The sequence below is a fragment of the Halomicrobium mukohataei DSM 12286 genome, assembly GCF_000023965.1.
Taxonomy (GTDB): domain Archaea; phylum Halobacteriota; class Halobacteria; order Halobacteriales; family Haloarculaceae; genus Halomicrobium; species Halomicrobium mukohataei.
This window is the reverse complement of sequence record NC_013202.1, coordinates 1,476,937-1,494,870: the sequence shown is the minus strand read 5'-3', so window position 1 is coordinate 1,494,870 and position 17,934 is coordinate 1,476,937. Positions and strand designations below refer to the sequence as shown.

Here is a 17,934-nt window from a genome sequence, read left to right as displayed (position 1 = left end):
GTCGGCTTTCCCCGTCGCGAGGCGGACAGCGCCAGAGTGTGCGCGCTGGATCGTCCCGGTCAGGTCGATTCCGGGACGATCTCCAACGGTCCGCATCAATCGTCGTCCGTCGCTCCGGAACGGTCGAGCGGTCCGGTCGTGGCACCGCCCCAGTCGAACGTTCGCTGGAAGTACAGCGCGACGTTGACCAGCGCGAGCAGGACCGGCACCTCGATGAGCGGGCCGACGACGGTCGCGAACGCGACGCCGGAGCCGACGCCGAACACCGCGACCGCGACCGCGATCGCCAGTTCGAAGTTGTTCGAGGCGGCGGTGAACCCGATCGCCGTCGTCGTCGAGATACCGCCGTAGTCGTTCCGTCGCTTGTGCCATCAGCAAGTAGTTGAAGACTCACTCAATTGATTGTTCCGCTTACAACAGAGAGATAGAATGGGAATAGTCGAATATAGAGGCGTATAGAACATATATCGGTATTTCTGCAATCAGATACCCCTAGATGTAACTCGAATTAGTTGTGTGTTTATTAAATGCGAGCGCGACTCACTCAATCGTCGGACGTGGTCGGCTGACAGTCGGGACAGACCCGTGGATCCGCGCAGTCGTACGCCCCCAGATCCCGCGGCAACACGCTTCCGGGCATTTCCCCGTCGTTCTCCGCCTCGTATGCGCGGTAGGTGCTCACGCCCGACTGGGTACTCTGAATCGAGAAGTGTCCGTCTTCGGGCCGCGTGCCGGCGTAGACATCACGTTTCATCGTCTCGTTCGAGGTGACGGCGTACAGTGCGTCAAACGGCTTCCCGAGAAGCTCGGCGAGTCCAGTCATTTTCCCTCTACCAGATAATTGAACATCTCTTCAATTAATGCTTTCGACCCAGGTCTGTTTTACCACTCGAACATCTCAATATAGGGTCACTATCACTGACTGATTAGAATATGGGAATGTGTACTGGATTGTAGATTGAATAGATATCGAATCATACGACTCACTGTGCCGGTGGCGTATCCGGGCTGTCGCTGGCCGTCAGCCGATGGGACTGCCGCCTGACTTCGCCGACCCGGTCCATCACCGTGCTCGCGAGGTCGTCGAACGCCGACCCGGCAGCGACGTCACGCTGGACGATCGGTTCGCCGTCCTCGCCGGATTCCCGGATCGACGGGTCGAGCGGGATCCGGCCCAGGAACGGCACCTCGTACTCTTCGGCGAGGCGCTCCCCGCCGCCGACGTCGAACACGTCGTGTTCGCTGCCGCAGTCCGGACAGACGAACGTGCTCATGTTCTCGATGACCCCGAGCACGTGGGCGTCGTAGTCGTCGTACATCCGCACGCCCTTACGTGCGTTGTCCAGCGCGACGTTCTGTGGCGTCGTCACGACGACCGACCCGACGACGGGCATCTGCTGGAGCATCGAGAGCTGTGCGTCGCCGGTCCCCGGCGGCAGGTCGACGACCATGTAGTCCAGCTCGCCCCACTCGGTGTCGTGCCACAGCTGGGACAGGACCTTGTCGACCATCGGCCCGCGCCAGATGACCGGGTCGTTCTCCCCGACGAGGAAGCCGATGCTCATCAGTTTCATCCCGTAGCGCTCGATCGGGATGATCGTCTCGTCGTCCTCGGCCATGCCGGGGTGGTCGTGGACGCCGAGCATTCGGGGGATGTTCGGGCCGTACACGTCGGCGTCGAACAGCCCGACTGCGGCCCCGCGCTGGGCCATCGCCGTCGCGAGGTTCACCGCGACGGTGCTCTTGCCGACGCCGCCCTTCCCCGAGGAGACCGCGATCACGTTCGGGGCGTCATCGACCATCGCCGCCGGGGTCTGATCGTCGATCTCGATCGACAGCGACGGCTCGTAGCCTGCCTCCCGGACAGCTGCTCGAACCTGGTCTGCGATTTCGGTCTCTGCCGGCGAGTGGGGCGCACCCAGCGCGAGCGGGATCTCCGCGACGCCGTCCTCGACGGTGATTGCCCCGATCAGACCGGCCGAAACGATATTCTCGCCGATGATCGGGTCTTCGATGTCTCGTAGTGCTTCTCTAATCGCTTCTGTCATTGTGATAGGACTGCATCCGCACTGTGTCGTTCGTTCGTTCGAATCGTGCCGCCGTCGCCGACCGGCCGATCGAGCGTCTCGTCGAGCTTGACCGACGCTCGCTGCCACAGGATTGCCTCCCGGTTCTCCGCGAGCCCGCTGAGGCTCTCGATAGCGTCCTCGTGAGCGGCGCTCCCGACGAACGTCGCCCACTCCTCGAGGGTCTCGAACCCGAAGACGAACTTCACCTCGGGGGACATCCCGGTGTCGTTCTGGAACACCTGGAAGTACGCAATCGTCTCGTGGCTGACCCACTCGACGATGTCCTCCGACAGCCACTCCTCGAAGGCGTCCCGGCGACTCGCCGGCACGTCGAACTCGATCTCGTAGACGTTGTGGGTGTCGGGCATGCTCATCTGTCCTCCGCGAGTCGTTTGTGATGGCTGGTGACGACCGCCAGCGCCAGATCGAGCAGTCCCGCGTAGTACTCGTGTGGGCCCTCGCGCTGGAGGCGGGCGTGGTAGGCCGGCAGCCACTCGGTCAGGTGTTCGTCCAGCAGCCACCACAGCGCGTCCTCGGTGTCGGGCTCGTCGGGGTCCCTGTCGCCGTCGTCCATCGCGACCAGCTCGCCGAGGAACTGGAGTTCGAGCCCCAGGTGGTCCGGGGGCTCGTTGCCGTGGGTGTCGTCCACGTCGAACCCGGCCCAGCGGTAGCCCTTCCGGATCTCGGTGGTCGTCCCGCTGTAGAAGCTCCCGTCGAGGTACATCGACTCGTACGGCGGATCGGGCGCGCGCTCGGAGACGCCCCGGAAGAGGTGGGTGTATGCCGTCCGAAGCGTCTCCGCGTCGGCGGTCGCACCGTCCTCGATCCGGTCCAGCGCCGCGTCGAACTCCGGCGGGAGGCGCTCGGCGTTGCAGCGCCACTCGCTGGCCCAGATCCCCACGGCGTCGGCCCGTTCGCGGCCGGGGCGGGCCAGGAACTGCTCGCCCAGCACCCGGTAGACCCGCGCGTCTATCTCGCGGGCCGTCTCCGCTGGGTCGCCGCCGACGCGATCGGCCACGACCGATCCAGCGTCGTCGTTGTGGTCGCTCATCGGTTTGACTCGACTCCGTCAGTTGATTCGACGCCGTTCGTTGCGACGACCGGGAGCGTCTTGGCGAACACGAGCAGTCCGAGCGCGACCAGCGCCGTCGTCCCCATCAGGTTCAGCCACTCGTAGATCGAGGGCGTGTACTCGCCGACCGGATACATCAGATCGGGGTACATCAGGCCGCCGACGGTGAGCCACGTCTCCTGGTGGAGGACGCCGACGAGCATCACGCCGGCGAAGACGACCGTCCCGAGGAGGCTGAACCGACCGATCGCCTGCTGGACCACGAGGTAGATCGTCGGGAGGACGACGGCCGCAACGGCGAGCCACAGCAGCGACGCGAGCGGACCCTGGAAGACCAGCGTCGAGATGTTCGGGTCAGCCATGTCGGCTGCGAACGTCCCCGTCTGGACCTCGTAGAAGACGCCCAGCATGTACGTGAACGCGAACGCGCCGGTGAATACGCCGAAGGTCCGGAGCGTCTCGTCGGTGAACACGTCGTCGAGGTCGTAGGCGAACCGCAGGATTCCGCCGACGAACAGGAGCGTCGCGGCACCGACGGTCATGCTCCCCGCGAGGAACGTCGGTCCCTGGATCGCCCCGAACCAGTTGATGTTCACGCCGAAGGGACCCCAGACGAACGGGACGAGACCGCCGCCGACCACCGGGATGAAGGTCAGCACGCCGGCGGCGAGCCACCAGCGCAGGCCCCGTCCCTCACTGTCGGTCGGTGCCTCGTAGCCGATCAGCAGCGCCTCGTAGACCGGCGAGAGGACCGACGGGAGCACGCCGTCGTGGTACAGCTCGTGGAGGTCCCGGCGGATCGACACGAGTAGGTACGCGATCGAGAGCAGGCCCAGTCCGGCCAGCAGGATGACGTCCCAGGCGATCGGGGACTCCAGTGGGAGGTACAGCAGCGTGTTCAACACCCGGAACGGCTGGCCCAGGTCGAAGAGGATGTGCAGGAAGCTCGCCATGAAGGCAAGCGGCGTCACGAGTTCCCCGATCCGGGCGTAGGGCTCGTACTCGTCCATCCGGAAGACCCGGACGATCGCCGACAGCGCGATCGCGCCGACGCCCATCAGGGCCCACCAGGTGAACGCGCCGATGTCCAGCCCCCAGGGGACGCCAGCGTCGGTCCCCCAGTTGTCCAGGCCGGTGACGGCGTGACCCTGCGTGAGGACGGTCACGAAGCTATACACCATACCGAGGACGAGCAGGACCGCGACGCCGACCATGGCGTAGTAGAGCCTGCCGGTGTCCTCGAACGGTTCGGTCAGTCGCGTCCGCGCGGATGGAGTGCTCATTGGTTCACCTCCACGTCAGTCGAGCGAGTCTCAGGTGGGTTCTGCTCGACCTCGATGGCTTCCTCGGGGTCCTTGAATGATTCCGCGTCCTCGATCGCGCGGGCGTCGTCACTCGGCTCGTCGCCGATGTAGACGATGTTCGGTTCGGTCCCGCGATCCTCAAGCAGCTTGAACGTCGACGAGGAGGACTTCTCCCGGAGGTGCTGCCGGGGTTCGCTCTCGGGGTCCTCCATGTCGCCGAACTTGATGGCGTCGACGGGACAGGTCTGTTGACAGGCCGTCGTCCCCTGCTCGCCGCGCTCTTCGTTGTCCTGCCGATGGACACACATCGTACACTTGCTCATCACGCCCTCGGGCTGTGGCCCGGACATCTGCGTGCCGCGCGGCTCGACCGGCTCGTCGTGGATCGGGTCGTGCCACGGCGGTTTGCCACTGCCCGGGTCCTCCTCGCCCAGTGCCTCGGCGAGGCTGCCCGAGCCGAACGTGTCGTCGCCGGCACTTTCCGAGTGACCGTAGCCGTACTGGGCCTCGTCGGGATGCTGGAACTGCGCGTAGTTGACGCCGTACGGACAGCCGATCTCGCAGTACCGGCAGCCGATACAGCGGTCGTAGTCGGTGAGGACGATCCCGTCCTCCTCGCGTTTGAACCGCGCGCTCGTCGGGCACGCCGAGGCACACGAGGGCTCCGAACAGTGCTGGCACGGCCGGGGCATGTTCGTCTGCTCGGTGTTCGGGTACTCGCCTTCCTCGTAGCGGAAGACGTGCATCCAGAACGCCCCGCGCGGCGTGCTGTTCTCGACCTTGCAGGCCTCCATGCAGGCCCGGCAGCCGTAACACCGCTCCAGGTCGATCGCCATGCCGAGTTGGGTCATTCGCTGTCACCTCCTTTGGGTTCGACCTTCGCACGGACCTGGAACGCCTGGCCGTTGTCGAGACCGAGGTATCCGGGCCCGCTCGGAATCGCTCTGTTGATGCTGGGACCCTCGTCGAGCGCCTCGCTCTCGGGATCCTTCCAGCTCCCGTGGTGGTGGGGAACGCCGACCGTGCCGGGTTTGACGCCGTCCTGGATCATCACCACGCCCTCGACCTGATACGTCTCGTCGTTCTGGGCGTCGTGCGTCTCGAGGACGACCTCGTCACCGTCCTCGACACCGATGCGGTCCGCGTCCTCCGGATTCAGCCGGAACGCGCTCTTCGGCGCGATCTCGTTGAGCAGTTTGTTGTTCGCCGTTCGGGTCTGCTTGTGCTCGATCTGGTGCCAGCTAAAGAGCGTCAGGTCGTACTCGTCGGGGGAGTCGTACATCGTCGGTTCCCGCCAGGTCGGGTACGCGTTGTAGTCCTGGAGGTAGGGGAACTCCGAGACCGGGTCGTCGAACTTCGAGTCGGCCATCAGCTCGTCGACGCGCTCGCCGAGGCGGAACAGCGTCTCGCTGTAGAACTCGTGTTTGGCGTCGTAGGGGTTGAACTCGCCGTAGCCGTTGTCCATGCCCCAGGTGTAGGCGTAGCGGTTGCCGCCGCCGACGTCCCACTCGTTGGTGATGACGTTGCCCTCGCGGAACCACTCCAGGCTCTTGCCCTTCGTCTGTGCCCAGCGGTCGAGGCCGTCACGCAGGAACTCGCTGGGGTCGTCGGGCGTCTCGTCGGCACCGGCGTACGCGTAATCGGTCCCGTCGAGGCCGAGTTCGTCGTTGATGTCCGCGACGTACTCCTCGTAGGCGTCGACGGCCTTGGCGAGCTGGATGTATATCTCGGCGTCTGGCTTGGTGTCCCAGAGGGGATCCATCGAGGGGAACCGGATGTGTTCGATGTCGGCGTAGCCGTCCCAGCCGCCCGTCGGACCCTGGAGTTTGTCGGCGGTCGCCGCCGGTAGCACGTAGTCGGCGGCCACGTCAGCCGTCTCGCTCATCCAGGGGTCGCAGACGATGGTCGTGTCGACCCTGCTCATGCTCTCGATGACGGTCTCGACCCCAGGGGCCGACGTGACCGGGTTGGCCATCTGGACGATCCACGCCATCTCCTCCGGTTCGTAGGGGAGGTTGTACTTGTCGGGGTTCGTCTGGCTGACGTGGCTCTGGGAGAAGGCCGTCGAGTCGATGGGGTGGAACATGCTCCCGCCCAGCGACGGCCCATCGGGCTCTTTCGTGATCTTCTCGGGGTGGAACGCCTGGTCGCGGAACGGCTCACGGTAGTCCTTGGGGCCGTCGTACTTGGCCTTCCGAACGCGCGTGGAGCCGACGACGTCGACCGCCCCGACCAGCATCGCGGCGTGGTAGTGGGCTATCGTCGTCGAGACGCCCATCTCCTGCTGGGCGACGTGGTAGCCGTGCATCCCCACCGGCCGGTAGGGGATCTCGATGCCGTCGACCTCGACAGTCGCTCCGATCTTCGCCTTCTCCCCCCACTTCATCGCAAGTTCGTCGATGGTGTCGGCGTCGATACCAGTGATCTCGGCGGCCCACTCGGGGTCGTACTGGGAGATCTGATCGAGGTACAGGTCGAAGGCCGGCCGCGCTTCGACGCCGTCGACCTCGTAGGTGCCCTCCAGCGCGACGTTCTCCGGCGACGACGCCTCCTCGTGAGCGACCGCCTCGCCAGCGTCCTCGTCCCAGACCAGTTCGCCGTCGGCCCAGGTGTACTCCTCGCCGGGGTCCTGGGCGTCGTCGGTCCGGAGGATGTGGCCGTCCTCGTCGCCCTCGGTCGCGACGAGACACGGCGCGTTCGTGGCGGTCGTGAGGTACTCCTCGTCGATGTACCCCTCGCGGACGAGGACGCTGTTGAACGCCAGCCAGAACGCCATGTCCGTCCCCGGCTCGATCGGGAGCCACTGGTCGGTGTAGGGCCCGGAGTTACGACGCTGGGGGTCGATCGCGACCGTCTCCATTCCCTGGTCGTCGCGGGCGTCGGCGATCTGTTTGGGCCACGTGATCTGACAGAGGTGCGCACCGCCGCCCTGGGTCATGTTGTGGCCCCAGCCGATGAAGAACTCGCAGTTCTCGAAGTCGGTCTCCGAGACCCCGTGGGTCGCGAATATCAACTCCTGGCCGCGGTAGCCGGAGTCCGAACAGGCCGCGCCGTGGCCGTACTTCTCCATGCTGCCGTACTTGTTGCTCGTGCCCGTCACCCAGGCGTCTTCCTGCCACTGGGGGGACTTCTTCCGGCCGACCTGGAAGACGACCCGCCGTGGGTCGTCCTGGAGTTTCTCCTTCAGGTCCTCGCCGATCTCGTCCATCGCCTGGTCCCAGCTGATCTCCTGCCACTCGCCGTGCTGGCCCTTCTCGTTCGTGCGCTTTAGCGGCGCCTTGACACGGTAGGGGTTGTACACCTGCTCTATCTGGGCCTGCCCCTTCGGACAGAGCGACCCCTCGGTCCGCGGGTCCTCCGGGTTGCCCTCGTACTTGACGACCCGGTTACCGACCTTCTTGGCCGTCGCCGAACAGTCCATCTTCCCGATCCAGCAGGCCGTCGGCACCTCCTCGTATTCGAGTGAGGTCGACTGGGCCTCCCCGAGTGACGTGAGGTGGGAGGCCGTTCCGCCGAGTCCAAGCGCCACCGCCGCCGCCCCGCCGGCTTTCATCGCGTCGCGACGCGTCAGTTCGAGGTTGTCGTCGTCGTTGCGTAACATCTTATTTCTCCGGTTTCGTCGGTCGGTCGTCGAGCCCGAACTCCGCCTGCACTTGCTCGTGATACTTCTCGTGGAACTCCTCCTGGCTCATCTCGCCGCGGGCGAGCCGAACCGCGTCCTTGCCCATCTCCTTCCCGAGTTCCGTGTCGTACTCGACGTCGGCGAGTCGTTCTTCGGCCCAGTCGTCGAACTCCTCGTCGTCGATGTCCGGTGGCTGGTGGTGATCCCGATCCATGGATTATCGTACCCGCCCTGCCACCATCCGCCCCACTCTGAATAATTCAGTCTTTTATATACCTGTCCGAGAACAGCACGGAAAACGGGGTGTAAAGCAGATTTGTCGACACACCGAACGAAAAAACGGCGAGTGGGTAATCGGTTACTCGGCGAGGTCGTCGATCCAGCTCATCGCTGCCATCGCCTTCGGGAACCCGATTGTCGGTATCGAGAGCAGCCCGACGTGCCGGAGCGCCTCGGGATCGATGTCCTCTTCGAGCCCCCTACGGACGTGCGAGTGGACGGCCCCCTCCGACTGGGAACCGACGGCCAGTGCAAGCTTGACGAGCCGTTTCGTCTCGTCGTCGATCGGGCCGGCCTCGGAGCAGGCCTTTCCGAGACCGGCGTACTGCTCCCACACGTCGGGATACTGTTCGGCGAGTTTGCCTGCGGTCGACGGCAGTTCCTCCGGGGAATCTACTTGATCCGTCATACCGGAACATCACACAGTGACGAATTAATCGTTGGGGTGATTCCTGGCCCGTGAAAATTTCGGCGTCGTCCGGCTGTCGTCCGTGACTACTCGTCGACCCCTTCGGTCGTTCCGTCCTGGTAAACGACACGAGCGACCGTCTTCGGCTGCTGTGACCCATCGCCGCCGATGTACCGGTAACACGCGTCACCGTCCTCGGATTCGGTTCGCCTGTGCGATCCGTCACAGAACGGGAACGCACCCGAAAGGCCGCACTGGCAGACGGCGATGTCCCCTTTCTCCGGGTCGAGATCCGATTCGTCGAGCTTCTTCGGCCCCGTCGCGTCGAGTTCGACCAGCCGGCTCATCCGTCCGCACTCGCCTCCGCGAACGCGGCCGTGGCGAGTTTCGACTCGACGCTGTTGAGCCGCTGGGTGAGGGCGGATTTCGAGATGTCGAGGTCGGTGGCGAGTTCGCCGAGCGACGTCTCCCGCGGCGATTCGTAGTAGCCCGCCCCGATCGCTTTCGTGACTGCTTCGCGCTGTTTTTCGGTGACCTCGAAGAGATCGAGAGTGGCGGTGTGCCTGCCGCGCTCGGTGGTCCCGTTGTCGATACGCTTCAGTTGCCGGAGCCGGAGCCCGTCCGCGACGGCTTTCAGCGCGTCGACGAGCTCCGACAGGCGGTCGCGATCCGGTAGGTACGTCTCCAGAACCATCCGTTCGTCGGTGACGGCGCTCAGTTCCGGGACACAGCCGAACTCACCGAAGACGGTGCAGGGACACGATTCGTCGACGGCACTCGTCGTGTGTACGACTTCGGTGCAGTCGCTGTCGGGCTCGCAGTCACAGTCGCTCGTCTGCACTGTCGTGTCGGTGTGGCAGTCGTCGCCCGCGAACTGTTGCCTGATCTCGTCGACCCTACCGTCGAAGTCACCGAGGGGACAGTCGCTCTCCGGAGACGGATCGACCTCGAAGACGACGTACAGGTCCCGCGTCGTGCTCTCGCGGTCGGCGGCTGTGTCCTCGGTCATAGCTCTCGTTTTTGGATACGCCGGCCACTATAAAAAGCGTGCTGGCGTTTCCAGCGGATTGAGGATTCCCCGTCGTGCACACTGCTGGTGAGGCGGACTGCCGTCGATCCGGTAAAGAACTACAACCGTCCGTATCAGTCGTCGTCAGCCGTCGAGATCGGCTGGTCGACGTAGCGGTCGTTTCGAACCCACTCGCCGTCTTCCTCGACGAGATACTCCCCGTAATAGGGGACGCGACTTGCGACTGTCTCTCGGAAGGCCGTCCGGATCTCCTCACGGGACATCTCGCCCATCGCGCGGTGGTCGTCGTGGCGGTTGAGACACCCCTTGAACTGCCCGTCGTGTGTCACCCGAACGCGGTGGCAGTTCGCACAGAACTCCGCGTTCTCGACCGGATCGACGATCTCGACCATCCCGTACTCGGCCGCCGGACCGTCGGGGTCACCCGCCGCTATCGTCGGCGTCTCCGCGTCGGCATCCTCGCCGACGTAGTAACGTCGTCGGCCGTGCATCTCGCGGCGTTCGACGCGGTCGGCCCGGTCGGCCAGCCAGTCGTGGACCCGATCGATGTCGATCGCCCACTCGGGGTGACCGGCGATCTCCGGCATGTACTCGATGAGCTGGAGCTGGAGCCCGTCGTTGGCCGCGACGTGATCGACCATCTGCGGGACGTACCCGGCGGTCGGTTCCATCACGACCATGTTGAGCTTGACCGGCGCAAGTCCGGCCCCGAGGGCCGCTTCGACGCCCTCGATGACCTTGTCGTACGCACCGCTCCGTGTTAGCTCGGCGAACGCATCCGGATCGACCGCGTCCTGAGAGACGTTGACGCGTTCGAGCCCGGCGTCTGCGAGAGCGGCGGCCCGATCCGGCAGGAACGTTCCGTTGGTCGTCATCGAAACCTCCATGCCGTCGGGAGCGCGGCGAACGATCTCGACGAGATCCTGGCGGAGCATCGGCTCTCCGCCCGTGAATTTCGCGGTCTCGACGCCGAATTCACGTACGACATCGAGGAGCCGGATCACCTCGTCGGCTGTCATCTCCTCGTCCTGTGGATCCATCGGCCCCCGCGTGTCGCCCAGACCTTCGTTGTGGCAGTAGACGCAATCGAAGTTACACCGGTCGGTCAGTGACACACGGATACCGGTGACCGCCCGTCCGTGAGCGTCTTCGAGGGGCACACTCGGGAGTTCTATTCGGGAGTCATTAACGCTATTGTGCGTTCCTGCTCACCGGGAACGGCCGGCCACTGGAATCGACGATTCTCGTCCGGACCGCTGGTACCGGCTCGTACCCGCCCCTCAGGCTACCTAACTGAGAATCGGCGGTTCGCTTCCTCAGCCGAGTCGCTCGTCGAGAATCAGTCTCTCCTCGGCGGATTCTCCAATCAGCGACCCGCTTCGCTTCCTCAGCCGAGTCGCTCGTCGAGAATCAGTCTCTCCTCGGCGGATTCTCCAATCAGCGACTCGCTTCGCTTCCTCAGCCGAGTCGCTCGTCGAGAATCAGCCTCATCAGGAAATCTCAGAATGAACGGCTTGGTTCCCTGTGGATCACCCAAGCCGTTCGTCCAAGATTAACCTCGTCTTCGTGCTCACGACTTCCTCCAGCTCTCGGGCCTGTGTGATCAGTTCGTTGACGCCGCCGGTGTCGGCACAGTCGACCACGAGTACGATGTCCTCCTCTCCCGACACCTGCCAGACGAAGTCGACTTCGGGCCATTCGGCCATGAGGTCGGTGACCGCGTGCGTGTCCACGTTGACGTCGACGCTGACCTCGATCATCGCTTTGACGTTGCCCGTCTGCGTAGCGATGGTGAAGCGCTCGATGACCCCCTCGTCGATCAGCCGCTCGACGCGGTTTCGGACGGTTCCCTCGGAGGTTCCCACCTCGTCGGCGATCTCCGTGTACGGCGTCCGGGAGTCCCGCCGGAGGATGCCCATGATCTCGCGGTCGAGGTCGTCCATTGAGATGTGACGCTTGTCGCGGTCCCTACTTGAGGATTACGAAAATCGTAACTCGACTTCGAAAGCAACCCTTATCAGCCCGAACTATGTACGTATCTCGTAATGGCTGACGCATACGTCGCGATCGAAGGTGAGCGTGTCGTCGAGGCACGTTCGCGCGCACCGGGCACCGCACGTGGCGAACTGGTATTCACCACCGCGTACACGGGCTACGAGGAGAGTCTGACCGACCCGTCCTACGAAGAGCAGGTCCTCACGTTCTCCTATCCCCTGATCGGCAACTACGGCGTCCGCGAAGAGCGGTTCGAGTCCGATCGAGTCCACCCCCGTGCCGCCGTCGCTCGCGAGATGACCGACGACGTGGCCGAGTGGCTCGAAAGCGAGGGCGTCCCGGCCGTCGACCACCTCGACACACGCGACATCGTCACGGAGATCCGCGACGAGGGCGCGATGAAGTGTGGCATCTCGGCCGGTCCCGACGCCAGCGAGGAAGCGGCCCTCGAACAGCTCGCCCAGTGTGAGCACATGTCCGACCACACCGACATCGGTGCACAGGTCAGCGTCGACGAACGCGAGACCCACAACGAGGCGGGCGACGGACCGACGGTCGCGCTCGTCGACTGTGGCGCGAAGGGATCGATCGTCTCGTCGCTGGTCGAACGCGACGCCACCGTCCACGTCCTGCCCTACGACACGACCCCCGAGACGGTCGACGAACTCGACCCGGACGTCCTGTTTATTTCGAACGGCCCCGGCGACCCGGTGAACTTCGAGCAGGCCAACGAACTCGTCGCCGAGAAGGTCGGCGACGTCCCCCTCGCTGGCATCTGTCTGGGCCAGCAGGTCGTCGCCAACGCCCTGGGTGGCGACACCGAGAAGATGGAGTTCGGCCACCGCGGCGTCAACCAGCCCGTTCGCGACCTGCGCAGCGGGCAGGTCGTCATGACCACCCAGAACCACGGCTACACGGTCGCCGATCCCGGCGAGAAACTCGACGTAACACAGGTCAACGTCAACGACGACACGCCCGAGGGACTGGAAAACGACGACCTCGACATCATCACCCGCCAGTACCACCCGGAGGCCAACCCCGGCCCGAACGACTCGCTGGACTTCTTCGACGACGTGCTGGCGCTGGCAGAAGAGTAGCGAGGCGCGTCGCGAATCGCAGGAGCGGCGGGCCTCGGAATTGCGAGCGGGAGTGATACGGAAAGTTGTAGGTCTTTACCAGATCGACCGCACGCCGTCGTGCGGTCGACTGGGTAAACGCCTACAACCGTCCGTATGAGCGAAGCGAACGACACGCGAGTAGCGCGGGGCGAGACGAGCGAAACGTGCCGGCCGTCCTTTAGATCGGTTTTGATCGATGACTAGCTCTTTAACGGTGGACTCTCTCTCCCCCGGTAATGGTTGCTGGCGACATCGACTGGCGGGCGCGTGCGAGCGCCGACCCCGCGCTGACGGGAGTGGTCGCAGTGACGGTGCTCGCGCTGGTGGCGCGACTCGTCGACCTGGGGGGACGCATCGCACACTTCGACGAGGGGAGAGTGGCCTACTGGGCGCTGGAGTACGCCGAGACGGGGTCGATCTCCTATCGCTACATCGTCCACGGACCGCTGGTCCAGTACGCCGACGCCGCCCTGTTCCAGGTACTCGGGACGGGCGATGCAGTGATGCGGTTGCCCGTCGCGGTCTTCGGCGGTCTGTTGCCGCTGTCGGCACTGCTCTTTCGCGAACACCTCCGTGACAGCGAAGTGGTCGCGCTGGCGGTCGTGCTGGCGGCCAATCCGGTCTTGCTGTACTACTCGCGGTTCTTCCGGAGCACGCTGCTGGTCGCGGGCTTCGTCTTCGTCGCCTTCGGTCTCGCAGTGCGGGCCTACGACACGAGACGGGTCCGCTACGTCTACGGCGTCGCCGCGCTGTTCGGGCTCGCGCTCGCGGCAAAGGAGAACACCGTCGTCTACGCCGTCGTCTGGGTCGGCGCGACCGCGCTCGTCGTCGACCAGCTCTTCTTCGCCGAGCGGGGCGAGGAACGCGGTTTCGACGTTGCGAGCCGCTACTGGGGCCGGCTCGTCTCCCGTGGTCGATCGCTCGGGCCGGCCGGCGTCGGTCGCTACGCCGGCCACCTCGTCGGGGCCGTCGCCGTCTTCGGACTGGTCGTCTTCTTCTTCTTCGCGCCGCGCAACCCCGCGGACGGCGTCGGACTCTGGTACGCGATCGGACACCCGAGTTCGCTCCCGGCCGTAGTCGACACCACGGTCGCGGATCTCACCGAGGGCTTCGAGTACTGGTTCGGCGGCACCTCCGATCCGGGCTGTCACAAGGACAACCTCGTCGACGGCTACGCCTGCTTTCTCGGACGGTTCCTCGAAACGCTGCTCGTGGCTGCCCTGCCGCTGTCGGTGCTGGCCGTCGGCGGGTTCCTGATCGAGCGGTACGGCGCGGTCCGTCCGCGTCCCGTCGTGCTCTTTGCCGGCTACTGGGGGTTCGTCTCGGTGGTCGGTTACCCGCTGGGGACCGACATCTACGGGGCCTGGATCACGGTCAACGCGCTGGTGCCACTGGCGCTCCCGGCGGCCGTCGGGCTGGCGTACCTCTACCGGCTGGGCCGAACCGCCTTCGACGGGGACGACACGGTGTCGGCCTCGCTGGTCGGCGTCTTGCTCCTCGTCCTCACCGCCCAGGTCGCCGTGACGGCCGGGGGGCTCGTCTACGAATCGCCGGCCGCGGCAGACAACAACCTCGTCCAGTACGCTCAGCCGACCGACGACTTCCGGCCGGTGCTGGCCGTTGCCGCCGAGACCGACTCCGAGGGGACGGACGTGGTGATCTACGGCTCGGAGCTCGCGGCCCCGCGCGGCGTCAGTCCACAGGAGCCACGCTGTGGCGATCTCGGAGAGCTGTTGCCCCTACAGTGGTACCTCGCGAAACACGACCTGAACGCGTCGTGTGCGGCCGATCCCGCGACGATCGAAGCCGATCGCCCGCCGGTCGTCGTCGCACGGGGCGACAACGCGACGGCGCTCGAATCCCGGCTGTCGGGGTACACGGCCGAGAGCTACGAGTTCCGTGCGTCCGGCGGGGCGACGACGTTCTTCGTCCGAGAAGACCTGAGCGAGTCGTAGCCTACCCTTCGACGCCCGTGACCTCGTATCCCGCGTCCCGCAGGTCGTCGAGGATCGCGGCCTGATCGGCGCTGGCCTCGTAGTAAAACACGATGTCGAAGCTCCCGTCACGGAGGAGCTGTTGGCACTCCCAGACGAACTCCTCGCCGTCGATGGTGAGCCCCTGGTGCTGGTTCGAAGAGAAGTCGGCGTCGTCGTTGCCCGAGTAGACGTAGGTGTCTTTCGGGTCGTGGCCGGCGTGCTCGGCGATGACGTTGCCCGCTTCGAGGGTCGTCTCCATCATCTCGATGTCGTCTTGCCCGTCGAGGTCGGTGTGGACGATCGTCCCGTTCAGTTCGATCTCGCCGGGTTCGAGCAGTGCCTTCGTGCGTCGATAGAGGTCTTCGTCGAGTGTCTCCGCGCCCATACGACTCACTCGTCTGTCGGCACTAATACGACTCACGATTCGCGGCTGCGACCCCGCCGTATCGTTCGTCTCCGGCGGTTTCGAGAGTCACTGCTCCCGAACGTCTTCGGTCGTCGGACGTACGTGGCGGCGGCTCGTGTCGCCGCTGTCGCGATCGAAAGCGGAGAACTCGACTGCAGCGTGATACTACCGGCTGTACGTCTGTACGGAATTTCGCGACCCCGTGGTCGCGAATATCTTGACACAGTTACAGCCGGCAGTATGAGCTTACAGTCGCGTCAGGTTCTCGGCTCGCGGACCCTTGTCCGCTTGCACGATGTCGAACTCGACTTCCTGACCCTCTTCGAGGTCGGGACCGCCGATGTCCTCCATGTGGAAGAACACGTCGTCGTCAGCGTCCTCCGTGTCGATGAATCCGTAACCGCCCGTGTCGTTGAAGAAGTCTACAGTACCTTGCGCCATTGTGATCACAGCCGGGTGAGGTTTTCCGCACGCGGACCCTTGTCCGCTTGCACGATGTCGAACTCGACTTCCTGGCCCTCTTCGAGGTCAGGACCGCCGATGTCTTCCATGTGGAAGAAGACGTCCTCGTCGGCGTCTTCTGTGTCGATAAACCCGTAACCGCCAGTGTCGTTGAAGAAGTCAACCGTACCGGTCGCCATTGCACGTATCCAATGGTGGTTCTGCTATTAAAACCCACCGGTTATTCCGACCGATCTCACGGAACAGAATTCGGGCGGTCGGTCGAACGACCCGACGGGGCGGCCGCTGGCGGGCGACAGATCGCAAAACTCATGCCCGTCGAGTTTGTCGAATGACACGATGCTACAGCGGGCGCGTGACCTCGCACAGACCGCGTACGAACGTCTCCTCGAGCGCGAGCTCTCGGACGCACCCAGCCACGTCGCCGTCATCCAGGACGGCAATCGCCGGTACGCCCGCGAACAGGGTGCCGACACCACGGCGGGCTACACCGAAGGGGCGGAGACGACGGAGGCACTCCTGCACTGGTGTGACGAACTGGCTGTCGACGAAGTGACGCTGTACACCTTCTCGACGGAGAACTTCGATCGGCCCAAAGAGCAGCAGGAACACCTCTTCGACCTCATCGAACGGAAGCTCAGGGCGTTCGCCGATACCGACCGCGTCCACGATAACGAGGTCCGGATCCGGGCGATCGGCGAAACTGAGCGGCTTCCCGAGCGCGTCCGCGATGCGATCGACTACGCCGAGAGCCGGACTGCCTGCTACGACCGACTCCAGTTGAACGTCGCCCTGGCCTACGGTGGCCGCGCGGAACTGCTCGGCGCGACCCGGGACATCGCCCGGGCGGTCGACGACGGCGAACTCGATCCCGAGTCGGTCGACGCCGACACCATCGAGGGGCGACTCTACGAGGGTCCGACCCGCGACGTCGACCTGATCGTCCGGACCGGCGGCGACGAGCGGACCTCGAATTTCCTCCCCTGGCACGCCAAGGGCAACGAGGCTGCGGTCTACTTCTGTGCCCCCTACTGGCCCGAATTCCGGAAGATCGACTTCCTGCGGGCGATCCGGACCTACGAGCACCGCGCCGAGTCTTGGCGTCGCACGCGCGCTCGCCGCGCGCTGACGCTCGTCCGGGCTCTCGGCCCCGAGGCGTCACAGGCCCGGCGGATCCTCGGTCGCTTCCGCGACGCGCTGACGCGCCAGGAACGGGAGGCCGTCGAAGACGACGTCGACGTGGTCGCGGACTGAGCACCCACTGTTTTCCGCTTCGGGTGCGCCGGAGGCGCACCATCTGTTCACGGGCCGTAGGCCCGTTCACATGGTATGCGGGATCTTCGCGCACTACTCGCGCAAAAACGTCCTTCAACCTTCTCTGATCGGAACAAACGCTCGTGTAGATCAGTCTCTGGCCGGGTCTGGCCGGCCAAAACCCCGCGAGACTCACTCCGTTCGTCTGCCAACACTCGGACTACCGCCCGAATCGGCGCTGTCGGTCCTGGTAGTCCCTGAGCGCGCGCAGGTAGTCACGCTCGCCGAAGTTCTGCCAGTTCACGTCCGTGAAGTACAGCTCGGAGTAGACGGACTGCCAGATCATGAAATCCGAGAGTCGTTCGGCCCCGGTCTTGACCACCAGGTCCGGCGCGGTCGGGAAGACCAGTTGCTCCTCGACGACGCTTTCGTCGATCTCGTCGGGGGCGAGGTCGCCGTCGGCGACCGACTGAGCGATCGATCGGACGGCGATGGCGAACTCGTGTTTGCCGCCCAACCCGATCGAGACGCCGATCGGGGCGTCCGCCGGATCGTCGTCGTCGGGTCCTCTGACTGCGACCTCGCGAGGGGCGCGCAGGGTCCGCAGCTCCGACTCGATCGTCGGGACGACCCCCTCGTCGAGGACGCTGACGTAGACGACGATCCGGTCGGCTCCGAACTGCACGGCCAGGTCGAAGAACCGCTCCAGAGTCTCGTAGGCACCGTCGACGAGCAGATCGCGCTCCGTGATGACGAGAGCGACTGTCTCGGGGAGCGCCGCGTCGCTCAGCTGTAGGCGAGCCGCGAGATACCGGTCGTAGATGGCCACGCTGGGCCGTAGCGCGTCGGCCGGCGTAATTCTTCGGATCGGCGAGACCTCGTGTCGGGTCACCCGTCGACCGCTCTCCGACGGCCGGTCGCCGAGTTCGGAAAGGGTA

General features: G+C 64.9%; 20 protein-coding genes and 1 pseudogene. 3 read left to right on the top strand and 18 right to left on the bottom strand.

The window, feature by feature from the left end; genetic code table 11:
* Window positions 1–95 precede the first annotated feature (95 nt).
* From HMUK_RS16725 to HMUK_RS07415, 14 genes and pseudogenes are all read right to left on the bottom strand, one after another.
* A pseudogene (locus HMUK_RS16725) lies at window positions 96–338 on the bottom strand (arsenic resistance protein); the annotation flags it as partial.
* Between the two features lie 206 nt (window positions 339–544).
* Window positions 545–823, bottom strand: a complete 279-nt coding sequence (locus HMUK_RS07475; RefSeq protein WP_015762526.1) for a hypothetical protein — start codon at window positions 821–823, stop codon at window positions 545–547.
* A 160-nt stretch (window positions 824–983) separates the two neighbouring features.
* Window positions 984–2,048 (bottom strand): Mrp/NBP35 family ATP-binding protein, encoded by a 1,065-nt coding sequence (locus tag HMUK_RS07470; protein WP_015762525.1) that lies wholly within the window; start codon window positions 2,046–2,048, stop codon window positions 984–986.
* Entirely contained in the window at window positions 2,045–2,443 is a 399-nt protein-coding gene (locus HMUK_RS07465; protein ID WP_126967184.1) for a hypothetical protein, read from the bottom strand. Before HMUK_RS07465 ends, HMUK_RS07470 begins: the two co-directional genes overlap by 4 nt.
* The gene (locus HMUK_RS07460; protein WP_015762523.1) at window positions 2,440–3,120 is read right to left on the bottom strand and encodes a TorD/DmsD family molecular chaperone; all 681 of its coding nucleotides are present in this window, start codon (window positions 3,118–3,120) and stop codon (window positions 2,440–2,442) included. The genes HMUK_RS07465 and HMUK_RS07460 overlap by 4 nt, the downstream gene beginning before the upstream one ends.
* Window positions 3,117–4,424, bottom strand: coding sequence for an NrfD/PsrC family molybdoenzyme membrane anchor subunit (nrfD, locus tag HMUK_RS07455; protein WP_015762522.1), 1,308 nt, complete (start codon window positions 4,422–4,424; stop codon window positions 3,117–3,119). Before nrfD ends, HMUK_RS07460 begins: the two co-directional genes overlap by 4 nt.
* Window positions 4,421–5,296, bottom strand: coding sequence for a 4Fe-4S dicluster domain-containing protein (locus HMUK_RS07450; protein ID WP_015762521.1), 876 nt, complete (start codon window positions 5,294–5,296; stop codon window positions 4,421–4,423). The genes nrfD and HMUK_RS07450 overlap by 4 nt, the downstream gene beginning before the upstream one ends.
* The gene (locus tag HMUK_RS07445; protein ID WP_015762520.1) at window positions 5,293–8,046 is read right to left on the bottom strand and encodes a molybdopterin-containing oxidoreductase family protein; all 2,754 of its coding nucleotides are present in this window, start codon (window positions 8,044–8,046) and stop codon (window positions 5,293–5,295) included. Before HMUK_RS07445 ends, HMUK_RS07450 begins: the two co-directional genes overlap by 4 nt.
* Window position 8,047: 1 nt before the next feature.
* Complete coding sequence (locus tag HMUK_RS07440; RefSeq protein WP_015762519.1) at window positions 8,048–8,281, bottom strand: 4Fe-4S ferredoxin N-terminal domain-containing protein; 234 nt, start codon at window positions 8,279–8,281, stop codon at window positions 8,048–8,050.
* Between the two features lie 144 nt (window positions 8,282–8,425).
* Window positions 8,426–8,755, bottom strand: coding sequence for a carboxymuconolactone decarboxylase family protein (locus HMUK_RS07435; protein WP_015762518.1), 330 nt, complete (start codon window positions 8,753–8,755; stop codon window positions 8,426–8,428).
* 86 nt (window positions 8,756–8,841) lie between these two features.
* The gene (locus HMUK_RS07430; protein WP_015762517.1) at window positions 8,842–9,102 is read right to left on the bottom strand and encodes a CDGSH iron-sulfur domain-containing protein; all 261 of its coding nucleotides are present in this window, start codon (window positions 9,100–9,102) and stop codon (window positions 8,842–8,844) included.
* Complete coding sequence (locus HMUK_RS07425; protein ID WP_015762516.1) at window positions 9,099–9,764, bottom strand: helix-turn-helix domain-containing protein; 666 nt, start codon at window positions 9,762–9,764, stop codon at window positions 9,099–9,101. Before HMUK_RS07425 ends, HMUK_RS07430 begins: the two co-directional genes overlap by 4 nt.
* A gap of 134 nt (window positions 9,765–9,898) precedes the next feature.
* A complete protein-coding gene (gene moaA, locus HMUK_RS07420) occupies window positions 9,899–10,945 on the bottom strand; it encodes a GTP 3',8-cyclase MoaA (RefSeq protein WP_015762515.1) in 1,047 nt (348 codons plus the stop codon).
* Between the two features lie 369 nt (window positions 10,946–11,314).
* The gene (locus HMUK_RS07415; protein WP_015762514.1) at window positions 11,315–11,728 is read right to left on the bottom strand and encodes an Lrp/AsnC family transcriptional regulator; all 414 of its coding nucleotides are present in this window, start codon (window positions 11,726–11,728) and stop codon (window positions 11,315–11,317) included.
* Window positions 11,729–11,830: 102 nt separating this feature from the next.
* On the opposite strand from HMUK_RS07415, the gene carA reads away from it, so the two are divergent.
* Together carA and HMUK_RS07405 are read left to right on the top strand one after the other, a co-directional pair.
* Entirely contained in the window at window positions 11,831–12,877 is a 1,047-nt protein-coding gene (gene carA, locus HMUK_RS07410; RefSeq protein WP_015762513.1) for a glutamine-hydrolyzing carbamoyl-phosphate synthase small subunit, read from the top strand.
* A 257-nt stretch (window positions 12,878–13,134) separates the two neighbouring features.
* Window positions 13,135–14,853 carry a flippase activity-associated protein Agl23 gene (locus HMUK_RS07405; protein WP_015762512.1) on the top strand — a complete coding sequence of 573 codons (1,719 nt, stop codon included), beginning with the start codon at window positions 13,135–13,137 and terminating at the stop codon, window positions 14,851–14,853.
* Between the two features lies 1 nt (window position 14,854).
* Here the strand turns inward: HMUK_RS07405 and HMUK_RS07400 are convergent, their stop codons facing one another.
* The 3 genes from HMUK_RS07400 to HMUK_RS07390 form a co-directional block, all read right to left on the bottom strand.
* Window positions 14,855–15,259, bottom strand: a complete 405-nt coding sequence (locus HMUK_RS07400) for a DUF5778 family protein (protein WP_015762511.1) — start codon at window positions 15,257–15,259, stop codon at window positions 14,855–14,857.
* A gap of 267 nt (window positions 15,260–15,526) precedes the next feature.
* Entirely contained in the window at window positions 15,527–15,721 is a 195-nt protein-coding gene (locus tag HMUK_RS07395) for a cold-shock protein (protein WP_015762510.1), read from the bottom strand.
* A gap of 5 nt (window positions 15,722–15,726) precedes the next feature.
* On the bottom strand, window positions 15,727–15,921 hold the full coding sequence (locus HMUK_RS07390) for a cold-shock protein (RefSeq protein WP_015762509.1): 195 nt from the start codon (window positions 15,919–15,921) through the stop codon (window positions 15,727–15,729).
* A gap of 160 nt (window positions 15,922–16,081) precedes the next feature.
* Between HMUK_RS07390 and uppS the strand changes: the two genes are divergently transcribed.
* A complete protein-coding gene (uppS, locus tag HMUK_RS07385) occupies window positions 16,082–16,996 on the top strand; it encodes a polyprenyl diphosphate synthase (protein WP_015762508.1) in 915 nt (304 codons plus the stop codon).
* 220 nt (window positions 16,997–17,216) lie between these two features.
* On the opposite strand, the gene HMUK_RS07380 is transcribed toward uppS, so the two are convergent.
* Window positions 17,217–17,825: an undecaprenyl diphosphate synthase family protein gene (locus tag HMUK_RS07380; RefSeq protein ID WP_015762507.1), complete on the bottom strand. Its 609-nt coding sequence runs from the start codon at window positions 17,823–17,825 to the stop codon at window positions 17,217–17,219.
* Window positions 17,826–17,934: the final 109 nt, after the last annotated feature.